Below are 14,869 nucleotides of genomic sequence, written 5' to 3' on the forward strand. Positions count from 1 at the left end.
GTCTCCGCCGGAATCAGGAACAGGCGCAGGCGCCGTGCCAGAAGCCCGATGCTCCGCCTGCTCGACCAGCTCGTCAGGGCAGGGCTGAGCACGAGGCCCAGGATGATCGGAGACATCCACCAGAACAGCACCGGACCGACCAGCAGTGCCGCCGCCGCCATCGCCAGCCCCAGGATCACGTGGCCCGCGTGGCACTGGAACGCCTCGCCCAAGCCGACGCTGCGGTCGCCGCGCGGCTGGGCGTCCCAGGCGACGATCCGCCCCGCCAGGGTGGAGGCGACGAAGCGCGAGTACCAAGCCATCAGGACGGGAGCCTGGAGCGTCGAGAACACCTGCTCCAGTAGGGCGCTCGCCAGCAAGGCCGGTCCGCCGCCGAAGCTGCGCCGGGCCTTGCCGTCCACCATGACGGTAGCGATGCTCAGGACCTTGGGCAGGAACAGCAGCGTCAGGGTCAGGGCGAACATGGCGCCCGCCGCAGCACCGGGGTTGAACAGGCCGGACGTCAGCAGGCCGTAGCCGCCGCGCTCCTCCCCCAGGATCAGCTGGCCGGCCGACAGCACCAGGAAGGCGAACCAGATCGGAGCCGACAGGTAGCACATGATGCCCATCAGGATGTGCATCCGCCCCGGCCAGCGAAGGCCATGGGCCGGCAGGAACCGCATGTGCTGAAGGTTGCCCTGGCACCAGCGCTTGTCGCGGCCGGCATAGTCGATGGTATTGCCGGGAAGCTCCTCCCACGTGCCGCCCAGTTCCGGCAGCAGCCGGACCTCCCACGGGCCGCGCCGCATCAGGCAGGCCTCGACGACGTCGTGGCACAGGATTTCCCCGCCCAGAGGCGCCTTGCCCGGCAGCACCGGCAGGTCGCAATGGGCCATGAAGGCCTTGATCCGGACGATCGCGTTGTGGCCCCAGTAGTTGGCGTCCTCCTGGCTCCAGAAGTTGAGGCCCAGCACGGACAGCGGCGTGTAGAGGTTGGCCGCGAACTGGTGGATGCGGGCGAACAGCGTTTCCCGGTTGACCGGATGCGACACCGTCTGGATCAGGCCGATCCGCCCGTTGTCCTCCATCAGCCGGATCATCCGGCGGATCGTGTCGCCGCTCATCAGGCTGTCGGCGTCCAGCACCACCATGAAATCGTAGTGGTGGCCCCAGTTGGTGCAGAAATCGGCCAGGTTGCCGGCCTTGCGCCCCGTGTTGTCCAGGCGGCGGCGATAGAACACCTGCGGCATGCCGGCCTTGCCGCCCGTCTCCGCCAGCAGGGCGTCGTAGGCGCGCTCCTCCTCCCGCCAGATCGATTCGTCGCGGGTATCGCTGAGCACGAACAGGTCGATCCGGTCCACTTCCCCCGTGCGGGCGAGCGAGCGCGCCATGACGCCGACCGCCGCGAAGACCGTGGTTACGTCCTCGTTGTAGATCGGCAGCACGACGGCGGTGCGGCTTTGCTGCGGGACCGAGACGTCGATCCGCGCCGCCTCGATCTCCAGCGGCGGCGCCGCTCTCGATCCCAGGCAATGGAGGACGAAGCCCAGCACCACCTGCCAGCCGTTCAGGGCCAGCCAGCCGAGATTGGCTGTGAACAGGACGACCAGCACCCAGTCGAGCGCCGTGCGGGGGCCTCCCATCGCTTCGGCCGCGAGAAAGGCCGAAAGCAGCGTCAGGCACAGGACGGGGATCAGGAAGATCGCCCGGCGCACGGCTGACGGCACGCGCGCGGAGGTCTCGGTCGTCATGGAACAGGTGGCCTTTTGGGAAGTTAACGGACGGGATAGCTGGAATTATGTCAGGGCGAATCGATGAACTTCTTTGATGCCGGTTTTATTCGCCCTGGCTCTTTGTTGTCACGGCGCCGGGTCCTGTCGGGAGCGCTGGCGTTCGGGAGCGCCACGGTATTTGCAAATTACGGCCAGGTTTTGGCGGAAGACTTGAAGCAAGCTCCGCAGTTCGGTTTCGGCCAAGTCAGGGACATCGCGCGGGACCTTGCCGCTCGCCCATATCGGCCGCCGACGGAAACGATGCCGGACGTCCTCCGCGACATGACCTACGACCAGTACCGCGCCGTGCGCTTCCGGCCGGACCATGCGCTGTGGGCGGGGGAAGAGGGCGGCGGTTTCACCGCGCAGTTCTTCCATCGCGGGTTCCTGTACCGCCGGCGGGTGCGGGTGAACGTGATCGGTCCCGGCGGCGTCGTGCCGGTGGCATATCATCCCGGCATGTTTGATCTCGGCGGGCTGACGGTCCCGGAGATCCCGGACCTGGGATTCGCCGGCTTCCGGATACACCATGCGGCGGGGGGAGGCTCGACCGGCGACGAGTTCGCCGTGTTCCTGGGAGCGTCCTATTTCCGGCTGATCGCGTCCGGCCAGGAATACGGCGTATCGGGCCGGGGCATCGCGGTCGAGACCGGCAGCGACCGGCCGGAGGAGTTCCCCGATTTCACCGAGTTCTGGATCGAGCGCCCAGCGCCCGGCAGCGGCGAGGTCACCGTGCTGGCCTTGCTCGACGGTCCCAGCCTGACCGGCGCCTATCGCTTTCGGCTGCGGCCCGGTGCCCGGACCATGGCCGAGGTCGATGCGGCCCTGTTCCTGCGCCGGGCGGTCGGCCAGCTGGGCGTGGCGCCGCTGACCAGCATGTTTCTCCACGGCGAGAACGGTCCCCGGAGCTTCGACGATTTCCGGCCCGAGATGCACGACAGCGACGGGCTGCTGACGGCCTCCGCCGGGGGCGACTGGAACTGGCGTCCTCTGGTCAACGGCAGGGCAACGCCCCGTACGACCGATTACCGGATGAAGGACCCGCGCGGCTTCGGCCTGATGCAGCGCGACCGGGATTTCGGCAGCTATCTCGACGTCCAGGCGATGCACGAGCGGCGGCCCAGCCTGTGGGTGGAGCCTCGGGGCGATTGGGGCAATGGAGCGGTCCAGCTCTACGAGTTTCCCTCGCTGGAGGAATACAACGACAACATCGTAGCCTACTGGGTGCCGGACCGTCCGTTGGAGGCCGGGGCCGAACTGGACTACCGCTACGGCCTGACCGTAATGGACGGCGGCACGAAATTGGTTCCGCTGGCCCATGTGACCGCCACCCGCATCGGCTCCGCCGAACGGCTGCGGCCGACGGTGCCGCCTTCGCCGGAGCGGCGCTTCTTCGTCGTGGATTTCGAGGGGAAGGGGCTGCCTGGTCACGGCGCCGGAGTTTCCGCCGAGGTGTCCGCGACGGCGGGACAGGTCGTCGAGCCGGTGGTCGAGCACGTGCCCCAGACCGGCGGCTGGCGGCTGTATTTCGAGTACCGGCCTGATGCGGATTTGCCGGCGCAGCTCGATGCTCGGCTCAGGGAAGGGGAGCGGGTCATGACCGAGACATGGCGCTATTCCTGGTGACCGCCAGCCGTTCGGATGCTTTTTCCAGACAGGCGGAGATCCGCAGCGCCACGTCGGGGCTGGTGCAGACATAGGTCGGGCTCGGGTGCGGCATCGTCAGGCAGGGAATCCCGCGGGTTTCCAGCAGACCGACCGCAGCCTCCGCCTTGCGGCCGGCGACGACGGCCAGTTCCAGGCGGGGCAGCAGGTCCAGGAAGTCCGGCAGGTGGCATAGTCCCTCCGTCACCTCGGCGCGCGTCGGGTTGCGGTTGCGCTCCCCCGCCGTCTGGATCAGCCATGGCACGATGTTCCAGATCACCGTGTCGGAGCGGGCGATGCCGGCCTGCGTCAGGAAGCGGAACAGGTTGGCCGCCGTGCCGTCGGGATTGTCGCGGGACACGAAACCGGTTCCCGGCACCTTCGGTCCCGGCGTTTCCAGCAGGATCAGCAGCCGGGCATCGACACCGCCGTCCAGGGGATCGATAGCGGGGACGGCCTTGCCGAGCCGTTCCGCAAGCAACGCTCCGTAGGCTGCCAGAGGCGTTATGTGAGGGGCGTCAAGCAAGGTCCTGCGTCGCGCACGCTCAGGCGCTTCGCGGAGCATCTTCGGATTACTTGGATACGGGTAAGTCGCCGTTTCGTTCAATTTCGTTATATATTTTAAAAACAGAAAAACGCGAACATCAAATAGTGCAGATTCCTATTCTTCAACTGTATGACATCAAATAATCTGATTGTTGAATGGGTAATCCTCATGAATGATGCTTATCGCCGATTGGCGAATGTGCCCGTCTGATATCCCGACCATTGTCCGTTGCCACCGTTGAGAAGATTTTGCCGGCAACGCTTTCCGCGTCCGGTGCATTTCCGGAGGATGAATTGGTTAGTCAGATGCCTGCGCGCCGTTTGGGCGTTGCAATAGTCGGTTTGGGAGGTGCTGTTGCCACGACGGCAGCCGCCGGGTTGGAAATGATTCGCCGCGGGGCTGTCGATCTGTCCGGACTGCCGCTGGCCGATACCGACCACGCCGGCTTGGCTCCCTACAAGAACATCGCTTTGGCCGGCTGGGACCTGTATCCCGACGATCTGGCATCCGCCTGCCGCCAGCACGGCGTCCTGGCCCCGGCGGAACTGGACCTCGTCCGTACCGAGCTCGAGTCTGTCAGGCCGTGGCCCGCTATCGGCAACGTCAAGTTCTGCCGCAACGTGGCGGGCCGCGAGGGCGCCAACCTGACCTCCATGCGCGACCAGATCGACAGCCTTAAGGACGATCTCAAGCGCTTCAAGGCGGACAGCGGCGTGGACAGCCTCGTGGTCGTCCATCTCGCCTCGACCGAGCGTCTGGTCGATACCACGCTGCCGCAGTTCGCGACGCCGGAAGCGTTCGAGATGGCGCTGGACGCCAACGACGAAGAGATCGGCCCGGCGATGCTCTACGCCTATGCCGCGATCACCAGCGGCATCCCCTACGGCAACTTCACTCCCAGCGTTTCGGCCGATATTCCGGCGCTGAAGGAGTTGGCGCGGCGCAACGGCGTGCCGATCGCCGGCAAGGACGGCAAGACCGGCCAAACCCTCGTCAAGACCGTCATCGCCCCGGCTCTGCGGGGTCGCTCGCTCCATGTCGACGGCTGGTACTCGACCAATATCCTGGGCAACCGGGACGGCCTGGCGCTGGACGATCCCAGCTCGCTGGCGTCCAAGCTGGACACCAAGGGGTCGGTGCTGGACAGCATCCTCGGCTACAAGGTCGAGAACCACAAGGTCTTCATCCACTACTACCCGCCGCGCGGCGACGACAAGGAAGCCTGGGACAACATCGACTTCACCGGATTCCTCGGTCACCGCATGCAGATGAAGATCAACTTCCTGTGCAAGGACTCGATCTTGGCCGCCCCGCTGGTGATCGAGATCGCCCGTTGCCTGGATCTAGCCAAGCAGCGCGGCCAAGGCGGCGTGCTGGAAGAGTTGGGCGTGTTCTTCAAGGCACCCCAGATGGCCAACGGCGCAGAGCCCGAGCATGCTTGGCCCGAGCAGGAGCGCCGGTTCCGCGACTGGCTGGACAATGGCACCAGCCGGGCGGAGAAGTCCCTGAAGGCAGCGGCGGCGAGCCTTGCCGATGTCGGTTGACTCTGCCCTGATCCCGCTTCTGCGGGAAGTCAACGACCTGAAGCGGGTGCGCGCCGCCGGTATTGACGGCACGCTGGCGGCGCGGGCCTTCCGGAGGTCATGGGGGCGGCTGGTGGCGGGGGATTCCCCCGTCACCGTGGCGTTGCGGGAAACGGCGCTGGCCGTGGCCGGATGCCGGCTGGGCGGCATCGACCGTACGATGCTGATCCGCGCCGGACTGAGTGACGGAGAGGTGACGGAGGTGCTGCGGTCGGCGTTCGACGCCGTCGCCGAACCGCTCGACCCGTTGCTTGCCGCCACCCTGCGGGATCATTTGAGCGAACCGGAGCCGGCCGCCGCCGAAGCGCCGGCCTTCGTCCACGACCTGGAACGCCAGCCGCGCGCCGGCGCTACCCGGCCGGGTCATCCGCGCCTGATCCTGGAGCCGCCGGAAAGCCACGCCGACCACTGCATGATCGTGGCGGTCTACGCGGTGCTGGTGGGACCCGCCTACCGCGCCGACCCGGCGGTGCCGTTCCTGGCGGGACTGGCGCACCACTTCCACAACGCGGTGATGCCGGACAGCGGCTTCGCCGGCGAGATGCTGCTGGGGCGTCATCTGGAGCCCGTCATGGCCCGGCTGACCGAGGAGATCGTAGCAATGCTGCCCGATCACCTCGCCCGTGCCTGCCGGGAAGCGCGGACGATCCTGCCCGACGCGGAAACGCCGGAGGCCAAGGCGTTCCACTCGGCCGACGTGATCGACCGCGTGCTCCAGATGGACCAGTACGCCCGCGTCGCGAGCTTCGAACTGCGTCATGCGGTCGAGGAGATGGAACTGGTCCATGCCGGTCCGCTCCAGGACTTCCAGACCGACCTGCTGCGGACGGTCGGGCTGATCCGGTGACGGCGCTGCTGAGTCCCACGACCGGGAAGCCGCTTCGTGCCGACGGTCCCAGCGTGCTGACCGACGGGACGGAGCGCTGGCCCGTCGTGGCCGGCATCCCGTATCTGCGGACGGGCCGGGAGGAGTTGTGCTGCGCAGCGCTTGCCGCCATCGACCGGGGCGACGAGCGGGCGGCCCTGGCGCTGCTGCTGCGCGACCAGGACGACTGGGCACGCATCCCGCCGCCGTCGCTCGATGAGGCCGCCCGGCTCGCGGACGAGATCGACGGTCTCAGCCTGCGTCAGGCGATGGAGCAGCTGAACTTCGGCCCGGTCGCGCACTACTTCGCGCACCGCTGGTCGGCGCCGACCTTCCTGTCGGCGCTGGGTCTGCTGGAGAACAACTGGACCAACCCGCCGCTGGTGCTGGAACTCGCCTGCGGCATCGGCCAGATCCTGCGGGAAGTGGCGGCCCATGGCGTCGCGGTCGCCGGCATCGACGTAGTGTTCTCCAAGCTCTGGCTGGCCCGGCATTTTCTGCTGCCCGATGCGCCGCTCGTCTGCGCCGACGTGACGGCGGGGCTGCCGTTGGCCTTGCCGGAGGGCACCACGATCCTGTGCCACGACGCCTTCTACTTCATGCCGGAGCAGGAGTGGATCGCGGCGAGCCTGATGGCCGCCGCTGGTCACCGGGGCAGCGTCCTGATCGGCCATGCCCACAACATCCGGTACGAGCACGGCATCGCCGGGCGCCCCCGTACGCCGGAGGAATACGCCGCTCTCTTCCCTGGATGCCATCTCTACGACGATGCCGAACTCGCGCACGGACCGGCGCTGGCGCGATCGGCGGAACAGCTTGCGGCGGTGGAAGCGGTATCCCTGGCCTGGAGCGCCGGCGGCATCGGTCCCGCTTCGTCCATCGACCTTCACCTCCCGCCGGCCGGCACGCCGCTCCGGCTCAACCCGCTGCTCGCCCGCGACGGCGGCCGCCTCAGGCCCGCATGGCCGACGCCGGCCTTCGCCCGCGAATACGCGAACGCCACATACCTGGAGATCGACTTGCCCCGCGAAGACCAGTTGAGCGGCAGGGTCGGCGACGACCCGCTGACCGACGACCTCGCCCGCCGCCGCATCCTGCTGAACCTGCCGGAGCGCTGGTGATGCCGGATCGGCAACTTGGCTGGGCGGTGGTCGGCTGCGGCTGGGTGGCGCGAGACTACGTCATCCCCGCGATCCACGCCGCCGCAAACGGCCGCGTCGTGGCGCTGTGCGACCGCGACCCGTCCCGGCTGGGCAGCCTGGGGACATCGGACCTGTCCGCCGTCCTCCGAAACCCGGAGGTCGAGGCCGTCTACGTCGCGACTCCCAACGACCAGCACCGCCCGGTCGTCGCTGCCTGCGCCGAAGCCGGCAAGCATGTGCTGTGCGAGAAGCCGATGGCGACCAATTCGGCCGATGCCGCCGCCATGGTCGATGCCTGCGCCGGGGTGACGCTCGGCATCGCCTACGACCAGCGCTTCCACGCGGCGCACCGGCATCTCCGCACCCTGATCGCGGAGGGCGCGCTGGGGACGATCACCCAGGCCCGGATCTTCTACGCCTGCTGGCTGCCGCCGGACTGGACGGCGGACAACTGGCGCGCCGATCCGCGCCGGGCAGGGGGAGGGGCGCTGTGGGACCTCGCCCCCCACGGCATCGATTTGCTGGAAGTCCTGCTCGACACGCCCTGGAGCGACCTGCATGCGCTGACCCAACGCCGCGTCCACGCCTATGACGTCGATGACGGCGCCGTGCTGACCGGGCGGTTCGCCGACGGCACCCTGGGGACGATCCAGGTCGCCTACAATTGCCCGGACTCCTACCCGCGACGGACGCTGGAATTGGTCGGCACCAACGCTTTGGCGATAGCGACCGACACCATGGGCCAGACGCCCGGCGGTACCCTGACGCTGATCGATGCCGCCACGGGTGCGGGCAGGGTGGTCGATGTCCCCGATCCCGACCGCAGCCCCTTCCTGAACCAGATCGAAGCCTTCGGCGAAGCCGTCCTGTCCGGCCGCCCCTTCGCCTTTTCCGCCGAGCGCGACCTGCGCCTGTTCACCTTGATGGAGCGATCATGCCGCTGATCCAGTACGCCTGTGCCCATTGCGGGTTCTGGCAACCCTGGTTTGCCGGGCAGCAGCCGATCGGCTGCCCCGTCTGCATGGATGTCCGGAACGCCCTGCCGCCCGACGGCTGGGACTTCCGCACCGTCGAAGACCTGACCGGCAGCGTCACCACCCGCTGGGCCGAAGCGATGCCCAGTATCGTCGGGTTTTCCTGCGATCCCGCTTTCGGGCTGGGCTCGACCGGCTGGCTGCTGCTGCGGGACGAGGGCAACATCGCGTTCGAGGGCGCCCCGTTCTACACGCCCGAAGCTCTGGACGAGATCGAGCGTCTCGGCGGCATCGCGATCCTGGCCGGCTCCCATCCCCACGGCTTCGGAGCGCTCTGGCAACTGGCGGAACGGTTCGAGCCGACCGTCGTGATCCACCGCGACGGCTTGCGCTACACCAAGGCTTTCCGGGTGTCGTGGCCGGCGGACGACGTCCATCAGCTGGCCCCCGGACTGACCATGATCGCGACCCAGGGCCATTACGAGGGCCATGCCGTGCTGCACGATGCCAGGGACCGCGCGCTGTTCTGCGGCGATTGCCTGAAGGTCGATCTGGACGGGCAGGGCCGCCCGGTGGCGCTTAGCTGCCACAAGGGTTTCCACTACCAGATCCCGCTCAGCCACGACGAGGTCAGGCGCTACCGCGCCGTCTTCGCCGAACTTGATTTCGACACCGTCTTCACGCCGTTCGAGCACGCTTCCGGCGTCACCCGCGCCCATGCGCTGGGTCTGTTCGACCGCCTGCTGGCGGGACCGCCGAGCACCCGCCCGTTCCCGCTGGAGGTGCTGGCATGAGTCTCCGCAAAGTCATCGACGCCTATCGAGCCAACCTGCCGCCGGGCGACCTGGAGCACTTCCGGGTCGATGCCCTGGACCGGATCGGCGTGCCGGTCGTCTTCGCCTGCCATCGCCAGGACGACGGCGCCCAGTTCGATGCCTTCGGCTACGGCGCCACCGAGGAACAGGCCCTCGTCGGCGTGCTCGGCGAGCTGACCGAGAATGCCCAGGCCGACACCGTCCTGCGCGGGATGGAGCGGGTTACCGGCAGCTACAACGACCTCGCCGCCCGGCGCGGTGCTGCGGCGGTCTGCGATCCGCTGACGCTGTGCCTTCCCGCCGGCTCCGACTACACGCCGGACATGCCCCTGACCTGGATCGCGGCCAAGCGCTTCCCATCAGGCGAACCTGTCCTTGTGCCCTACGAGTTCGCCGCCTGCTACCGCTCCCAGCTCGACGGCATCGTGCCGCTGACGACGCCGATCACCAATGGCCTGGGCGCCGGCGACAGCTTCGAGCGGGCGCTTGTCCACGGCCTGCTGGAACTGCTTCAGCGCGACGGCAACTGTACCGGGTTCCGCGCGATGGACCAGGGACACGTGCTCGACCTCGCCGGCGTGTCCGATCCGGAGACGCGACGGCTGCTGAAATACCTTGATGCCCTCGGCATCGACGTGATCGCCAAGCTGGCATCGACCGATTTCGGGCTGGTCAACCTCTATGTCGTCGGCTCCGACCGCGATGGCCGTTCCACCGTGCCGATCATGCAGACGGCCTGCGGCGAGGCGGCTGATCTCGACCGCGAAAGGGCCTTGGCGAAGGCGCTGCTGGAGTTCTGCTCCAGCCGGTCGCGGAAGGCCATGTCGCACGGTCCGCTCGATCTCGTGAACCGGGTGGCGCCTCCCGGCTATCTCGACCGCTACCGCGCCCGCCACGTCGCATCCGCCGAGGAACCGCGCGCGGTCGAGGCGATGGCTGCCTGGGTCAGCCAGTCGGCGGCAGACCTGCGCGGCATGCTGGCCGGCAGCGTGCTGTCGCGGCGGACCTCCTCGCCGTTCACCGATTTGCCGACATCGCCCGCCGACACTCCGGCGGAGCGGCTGCGCACGATAGCGGGCAAGCTGCGCGAGAGCGGGTTGGACATCCTCTATCTCGACCTCTCTCCGCCCGGCGGCGATGTCTTCGCCGTGAAGGCCATCGTCCCCGGCCTGGAATGCGAGACGATGAGCTACCACCGCATCGGCGAGCGCGGCATCCGCCGCCTGCTGGAGCGCGGCAGCGATTTGGCCGGCATCGGCGCACCGCCGCCGGGAATGAGTGCCGTTCCCCTGACGCCGTCGGCGATGGAGCGGCTGGGCGGACCGGCGTGGCTGGACACCGGCGCGATCGACCGCATCGTCGGGCCGCTCTACGCCCTCTACCGCGAGCCGGAAAGCCATGCCGTCCGCTTCGCCCTGGGCGAGTGACCAACCTGGTTTTGCAGGATCACAAGAGGTCATCGATCAACAGCATCTCCGGCATGCCGGAGTGTCAAGCTTTCCACGGATGAACACGGATCGGCCACGGATGAACACGGATAATTTGAACTTTGAATACATCAGCGACAGCCGGTCCTATCAACGTTTTACCTTATCCGTGTTCATCCGTGGCCGATCCGTGTTCATCCGTGGAAAATTCAAAAGACCTGGATGCACGGGGTGCATTACTTCGAAACCCGACTTAATTTAATCAAAAAAGGAGGCCCGCAGAATGGCCCTTCGCTTCGCATACAACACCAACGGCGCCGCCAACCACCGGCTCGACGACGCGCTCTCGCTGATCGCCGACAGCGGCTATGACGGCGTGGCGCTGACGCTCGACCACCACCACTTCGACCCGTTCGAACCCGACCTGGAACGCCGCGCCGAAGCCCTGTCCAGGCGGCTGCGCGAACTGAAGTTGGGGCTGGTGATCGAGACGGGTGCGCGCTACCTGCTCGACCCCCGCGTCAAGCACGAACCGACCCTGCTGAACCCGACGCCCGAGGGCCGCGCCCGCCGGATCGACTTCCTGACCCGCTGCGTCCGCATCGCCGCCATCTGCGAGGCCGAGGCCGTCTCGTTCTGGGCGGGCGTCCCACAGCGCGGCGTCGATCCCGCTACAGCCTGGGACTGGCTGGTGGACGGCGTCGCGCAGGTGGCGGACGCGGCGGCGGAGCAGGGCGTCACCGTGGCGCTGGAGCCCGAGCCCGGCATGCTGGTCGAGACCGTCGACGATTTCCAGCGGCTGACCAGCGACCTGTCGGAACGGACCTCCTGGCCGCTGCGTCTCGCCCTCGACACCGGCCACTGCCTCGTCACGGGGGAGCGTGATCCAGCATCCGCCGTGCGGGAGTTCGCCGGCAGCCTCGGCACCGTCGCGGTCGAGGATATGCGCCGGGGCATCCACGAGCATCTGCCGTTCGGACAGGGCGACATGGACATTCCGTCGGTTCTGGAAGCATTGGAGGCGATCGGCTTCGACCGGTTGGTCTGCGTCGAACTTTCCCGCGAGTCACACCGCGCCCACCTCGCCATCCCCGAAAGCCTCGATTGGCTGAAGGCCCGTTTGCCCGCCTCTTCAGCCCAGTCCTCGGCCCAGACCCGCCGGAGTGCGTGACCCCATGCGTATCTGCTTCATCAGCCGCCGCTTCTTCCCGGCCATCTCCGGCATGAGCGTCTACGCCGCCAACCTGCTGCGCGAACTGGTGGCGGGTGGCCACGACGTCGTCATGATCTCGCAGTACCGCAACGACCCTGCCGGCTCCGCCGTCTATGGCGGCGGCCCTCCCCCCGCCGTGCCGGGCGTCAAGGTCATCGGGCTGGAATCGCTGGGCGAGCAGGAAGTCGGCCACGACCGCCCCGCCGATTTCGAGGCCGACCTGTCGGCCATGGTCGAAGCGGCGCTGTCGGAGCACGCGGCCAAGCCGTTCGACCTCGTCCATGCCCAGTACGGCTATCCCTGCGGGCTGGCGGCCCTGGAAGTCAGCCGGCGTCTCGGCATCCCCAATGTCGTCTCGATCCAGGGAGGCGACGGCCACTGGGTCGGCACCTGCTGCACCACCCACAAGCAGGCCATGCTGGCGGTGCTGGGTCATGCCGGTTCACTGATCATCGGCAGCCGCAGCTTCGCGGAGGAAGTCCGCGACCATCACGGCACTCCGCTCGACCGGTTCGTCATCGTCCCCGGCGCCACCGACACCGAACGCTTCCACCCGCGCCCCGACCGCGACATCGCCGCACTCTCCGAAGTGCCGGTCCTGCTCTACCACGGCCGCGTCGATCGCCGGAAAGGCGTGATGGAACTGATCGACGCCTTCGACCAGCTGCGCAGCCAAGGCCGCAAGCTGCGCCTGATCGTTTCCGGCATCGGTCCCGATGTGGAAGCCGTGCGGTCGCGCGTGGCCGAGTTGAACCTCGGCGACGGCGTCGAGATGACCGGCCACGCCGACTACTTCGCGGCGGCCGACGTCTACCGGCGCGGCGACATCTTCGTCTCGCCCACATATTCCGAAGGCTTCTCCAACACCATCCTGGAAGCGATGGCAAGCGGGTTGCCCATCGTCTCGACCAATGCCGTCGGCGTGGTCGATTGCCTGACCGATGGCTCCAACGCCCTGCTGGTCGAGCCGCGCGAGGTGGACGGCTTAGCCCAGGCGATAGCCCGGATCATCGACGACGCGCCGCTCCGCCGCCGTCTGGCCCACCAGTCGCTGGAGGAAGTCCGCAGCCTTTATTCCTGGCACGCCATCGGCCGCCGCATCCAGGAAATCTACCGCGACCTGCAAGGGACCAAACCTGATACCGGCTGGACGACCCTCTACGATCCGGCCGAAGTCACGCGGGAGACGGCGGACCTTTCCTGCCGGTTCCGCGCATCGCCGCATCTGCTGTAACGATGAGGGCCGCCGCGACCGTGACCACCACCCGCACAGCGCTGTTCGTTTCCCCTCACCTGGACGACGTCGCTTTCTCCTGCGCCGGAACGCTGGCCGCGCTCAAGGCGCGGGGCTGGAGCATCGTCCTGGCGACCGTCTTCACGCGTTCGGTCCTCAATCCCTCCGGTTTTGCTCTCGCCTGCCAGACCGACAAGGGGCTGGCCCCCGAAGTCGATTACATGGCGCTGCGCCGCGACGAGGACGCCGCCTTCGCCGCCACCCCCGGCATCGAGGCCGACGAGGTCCATTGGCTCGACCTAGAGGAGGCGCCGCACAGGGGATACGACTCCCCGGCGTCGCTGTTCGGACCCGCGCTGGCCGATGACCAGATCTGGCGCGAGGCGGCGGCCCGCGTCGCCGCCATCGCCGACACCGTCGTTCCCGACGTCGTGTTCGCCCCTCAGGCGCTCGGCAACCACGTCGATCACCGCCAGACCGTCCGCGCCGTCATCTCGCTCGGGCGGCCCGCCGTGTGGTACCGCGACCTTCCCTATGCGACCCGCGCTCCGGAGGAGGCTCCGCCGCCGGGCTTGCCGGCGGGCCTGGTCAAGCTGGCGGTTCCGGTCACCGACCACCTGCTCGCCAAGATCGCCGGCTGCTGCCGCTACGCGACGCAACTGCCGTTCCAGTTCGGCGGGGTCGAGCGGGTCGGTCCGACGCTGACGGCGTTCGCGGCGGACGAAGCCGCCCGCGCCGGATTGCCGGACCATGCCGAATGCTTCCTGGCCGATCCGGCCGTGGCGGGTGCGCTCAGCCTTGCATGACTGCGTCGGCGCTCTGCGCCGCCCGCCGCCGTTGCCAGACCGTCAGATATGTACCCAGAGTTCCGCCCAAGCACATGAACAGGATATAGGCGGAGTTGTCCGCGTACTGGACGATCACGGAAGCGCTCAGCATGTGCCAGACGAATGAGACCGTCGCCGCCATCTCCGCCTTCATGGAGATGATGTAGTAGGTGTAGCGGGCATACAGGAAGTCGAGCACGAAGGCCGAAACGAACACGGCGAGGGCTATGGTCGGACTGATGTCGAACATGCGATAAACTTCTCATAAGTTGCATGCGCATGTTTTGGATCATTAAGGTTAAGCATCCGTAACCTTAGGTGCCGTGACGGGTTAAGCTCCCCGACGGCGTATCCGAAACTCACCATGATCCCATGCGAATCCTGCTGCTCGAAAGCGACCTGATCCTGGCCCAAGCCCTGTCCCAAGCTCTCCGGGAGGCTGGCTACGATCCGATAGGGCCGGTGACGGAGGTGAACGACGCCATCACCCTGGCCGAACAGTTCCGGCCCGACCTTGCCCTGATAAACATCGATCTTCCGGCAGGGCCGGGCCTTGGGATCGTCGTCGCCCGTACCATCGCCAACAGCTGGAACATCAAGTCGCTGTTCACCGCCGGCGACAAGGAGATAGCCCGCCGCAACCGCGACGTGGCGTTCGGCTATCTCGCCAGCCCGGCGACGGTGAGCGAACTCGTCGAGTGCATCGAAGCGGTCAAGCTGATCCGCAAGGGCGAGTTCCCGATGAAGATCCCGAAGCGGCTGTCGCCGTTCCTGTGATTAACGCAGCCGGTTCGGTGAAGACGCTCACGCCGTAGCGCAACTGTATTGAATTGGGGTTCTGCGGGGC

The 14,869-nt window shown here is 67.5% G+C and carries 14 protein-coding genes; 11 read left to right on the forward strand and 3 right to left on the reverse strand.

Annotated elements, in window-relative coordinates; all coding sequences use genetic code 11:
* Nucleotides 1-1,730 (reverse strand): glucans biosynthesis glucosyltransferase MdoH (gene mdoH, locus AC5JJ6_RS18745; RefSeq protein ID WP_496043505.1); only part of this gene is annotated, 1,730 nt, incomplete at its 3' end.
* Nucleotides 1,731-1,922: 192 nt separating this feature from the next.
* Between mdoH and AC5JJ6_RS18750 the strand changes: the two genes are divergently transcribed.
* Entirely contained in the window at nucleotides 1,923-3,377 is a 1,455-nt protein-coding gene (locus AC5JJ6_RS18750; protein ID WP_496043506.1) for an OpgD/OpgG family glucan biosynthesis protein, read from the forward strand.
* Here the strand turns inward: AC5JJ6_RS18750 and AC5JJ6_RS18755 are convergent.
* Nucleotides 3,346-3,921, reverse strand: a complete 576-nt coding sequence (locus AC5JJ6_RS18755; protein WP_496043507.1) for a uracil-DNA glycosylase — start codon at nucleotides 3,919-3,921, stop codon at nucleotides 3,346-3,348. The two genes, AC5JJ6_RS18750 and AC5JJ6_RS18755, sit on opposite strands and share 32 nt — an antisense overlap.
* A 404-nt stretch (nucleotides 3,922-4,325) precedes the next feature.
* Between AC5JJ6_RS18755 and AC5JJ6_RS18760 the strand changes: the two genes are divergently transcribed.
* The 9 genes from AC5JJ6_RS18760 to AC5JJ6_RS18800 all read left to right on the forward strand — a co-directional run bounded on the left by AC5JJ6_RS18760 (nucleotide 4,326) and on the right by AC5JJ6_RS18800 (nucleotide 14,001).
* On the forward strand, nucleotides 4,326-5,486 hold the full coding sequence (locus AC5JJ6_RS18760) for an inositol-3-phosphate synthase (protein ID WP_496043518.1): 1,161 nt from the start codon (nucleotides 4,326-4,328) through the stop codon (nucleotides 5,484-5,486).
* Complete coding sequence (locus AC5JJ6_RS18765; protein ID WP_496043508.1) at nucleotides 5,476-6,372, forward strand: HD domain-containing protein; 897 nt, start codon at nucleotides 5,476-5,478, stop codon at nucleotides 6,370-6,372. The genes AC5JJ6_RS18760 and AC5JJ6_RS18765 overlap by 11 nt, the downstream gene beginning before the upstream one ends.
* Nucleotides 6,369-7,511, forward strand: a complete 1,143-nt coding sequence (locus AC5JJ6_RS18770) for a class I SAM-dependent methyltransferase (RefSeq protein WP_496043509.1) — start codon at nucleotides 6,369-6,371, stop codon at nucleotides 7,509-7,511. The genes AC5JJ6_RS18765 and AC5JJ6_RS18770 overlap by 4 nt, the downstream gene beginning before the upstream one ends.
* Complete coding sequence (locus tag AC5JJ6_RS18775) at nucleotides 7,511-8,476, forward strand: Gfo/Idh/MocA family protein (RefSeq protein WP_496043510.1); 966 nt, start codon at nucleotides 7,511-7,513, stop codon at nucleotides 8,474-8,476. The genes AC5JJ6_RS18770 and AC5JJ6_RS18775 overlap by 1 nt, the downstream gene beginning before the upstream one ends.
* Nucleotides 8,467-9,300, forward strand: a complete 834-nt coding sequence (locus AC5JJ6_RS18780) for an MBL fold metallo-hydrolase (protein WP_496043511.1) — start codon at nucleotides 8,467-8,469, stop codon at nucleotides 9,298-9,300. Before AC5JJ6_RS18775 ends, AC5JJ6_RS18780 begins: the two co-directional genes overlap by 10 nt.
* Nucleotides 9,297-10,748, forward strand: a complete 1,452-nt coding sequence (locus AC5JJ6_RS18785; RefSeq protein ID WP_496043512.1) for a YcaO-like family protein — start codon at nucleotides 9,297-9,299, stop codon at nucleotides 10,746-10,748. The genes AC5JJ6_RS18780 and AC5JJ6_RS18785 overlap by 4 nt, the downstream gene beginning before the upstream one ends.
* A gap of 283 nt (nucleotides 10,749-11,031) precedes the next feature.
* A complete protein-coding gene (locus AC5JJ6_RS18790; RefSeq protein WP_496043513.1) occupies nucleotides 11,032-11,919 on the forward strand; it encodes a sugar phosphate isomerase/epimerase family protein in 888 nt (295 codons plus the stop codon).
* A 4-nt stretch (nucleotides 11,920-11,923) separates the two neighbouring features.
* Entirely contained in the window at nucleotides 11,924-13,195 is a 1,272-nt protein-coding gene (locus tag AC5JJ6_RS18795) for a glycosyltransferase family 4 protein (protein WP_496043514.1), read from the forward strand.
* A 20-nt stretch (nucleotides 13,196-13,215) separates the two neighbouring features.
* Complete coding sequence (locus tag AC5JJ6_RS18800; RefSeq protein ID WP_496043515.1) at nucleotides 13,216-14,001, forward strand: PIG-L deacetylase family protein; 786 nt, start codon at nucleotides 13,216-13,218, stop codon at nucleotides 13,999-14,001.
* On the opposite strand, the gene AC5JJ6_RS18805 is transcribed toward AC5JJ6_RS18800, so the two are convergent.
* Complete coding sequence (locus AC5JJ6_RS18805; RefSeq protein ID WP_496043516.1) at nucleotides 13,988-14,272, reverse strand: hypothetical protein; 285 nt, start codon at nucleotides 14,270-14,272, stop codon at nucleotides 13,988-13,990. The two genes, AC5JJ6_RS18800 and AC5JJ6_RS18805, sit on opposite strands and share 14 nt — an antisense overlap.
* Before the next feature lie 122 nt (nucleotides 14,273-14,394).
* On the opposite strand from AC5JJ6_RS18805, the gene AC5JJ6_RS18810 reads away from it, so the two are divergent.
* Complete coding sequence (locus AC5JJ6_RS18810; RefSeq protein WP_496043517.1) at nucleotides 14,395-14,799, forward strand: response regulator; 405 nt, start codon at nucleotides 14,395-14,397, stop codon at nucleotides 14,797-14,799.
* Nucleotides 14,800-14,869 lie beyond the last annotated feature (70 nt).

The sequence above is a fragment of the Skermanella sp. genome, assembly GCF_059503625.1.

What these genes read in the sequence shown, in the direction of transcription:
- AC5JJ6_RS18760 (WP_496043518.1), top strand. Translation starts at nt 4,326, where the DNA reads ATGATTCGCCGCGGGGCTGTCGATCTGTCCGGACTGCCGCTGGCCGAT.
- AC5JJ6_RS18765 (WP_496043508.1), top strand. Translation starts at nt 5,476, where the DNA reads ATGTCGGTTGACTCTGCCCTGATCCCGCTTCTGCGGGAAGTCAACGAC.
- AC5JJ6_RS18775 (WP_496043510.1), top strand. Translation starts at nt 7,511, where the DNA reads ATGCCGGATCGGCAACTTGGCTGGGCGGTGGTCGGCTGCGGCTGGGTG.
- AC5JJ6_RS18780 (WP_496043511.1), top strand. Translation starts at nt 8,467, where the DNA reads ATGCCGCTGATCCAGTACGCCTGTGCCCATTGCGGGTTCTGGCAACCC.
- AC5JJ6_RS18785 (WP_496043512.1), top strand. Translation starts at nt 9,297, where the DNA reads ATGAGTCTCCGCAAAGTCATCGACGCCTATCGAGCCAACCTGCCGCCG.
- AC5JJ6_RS18790 (WP_496043513.1), top strand. Translation starts at nt 11,032, where the DNA reads ATGGCCCTTCGCTTCGCATACAACACCAACGGCGCCGCCAACCACCGG.
- AC5JJ6_RS18795 (WP_496043514.1), top strand. Translation starts at nt 11,924, where the DNA reads ATGCGTATCTGCTTCATCAGCCGCCGCTTCTTCCCGGCCATCTCCGGC.
- AC5JJ6_RS18805 (WP_496043516.1), bottom strand. Translation starts at nt 14,272, where the DNA reads ATGTTCGACATCAGTCCGACCATAGCCCTCGCCGTGTTCGTTTCGGCC.
- AC5JJ6_RS18810 (WP_496043517.1), top strand. Translation starts at nt 14,395, where the DNA reads ATGCGAATCCTGCTGCTCGAAAGCGACCTGATCCTGGCCCAAGCCCTG.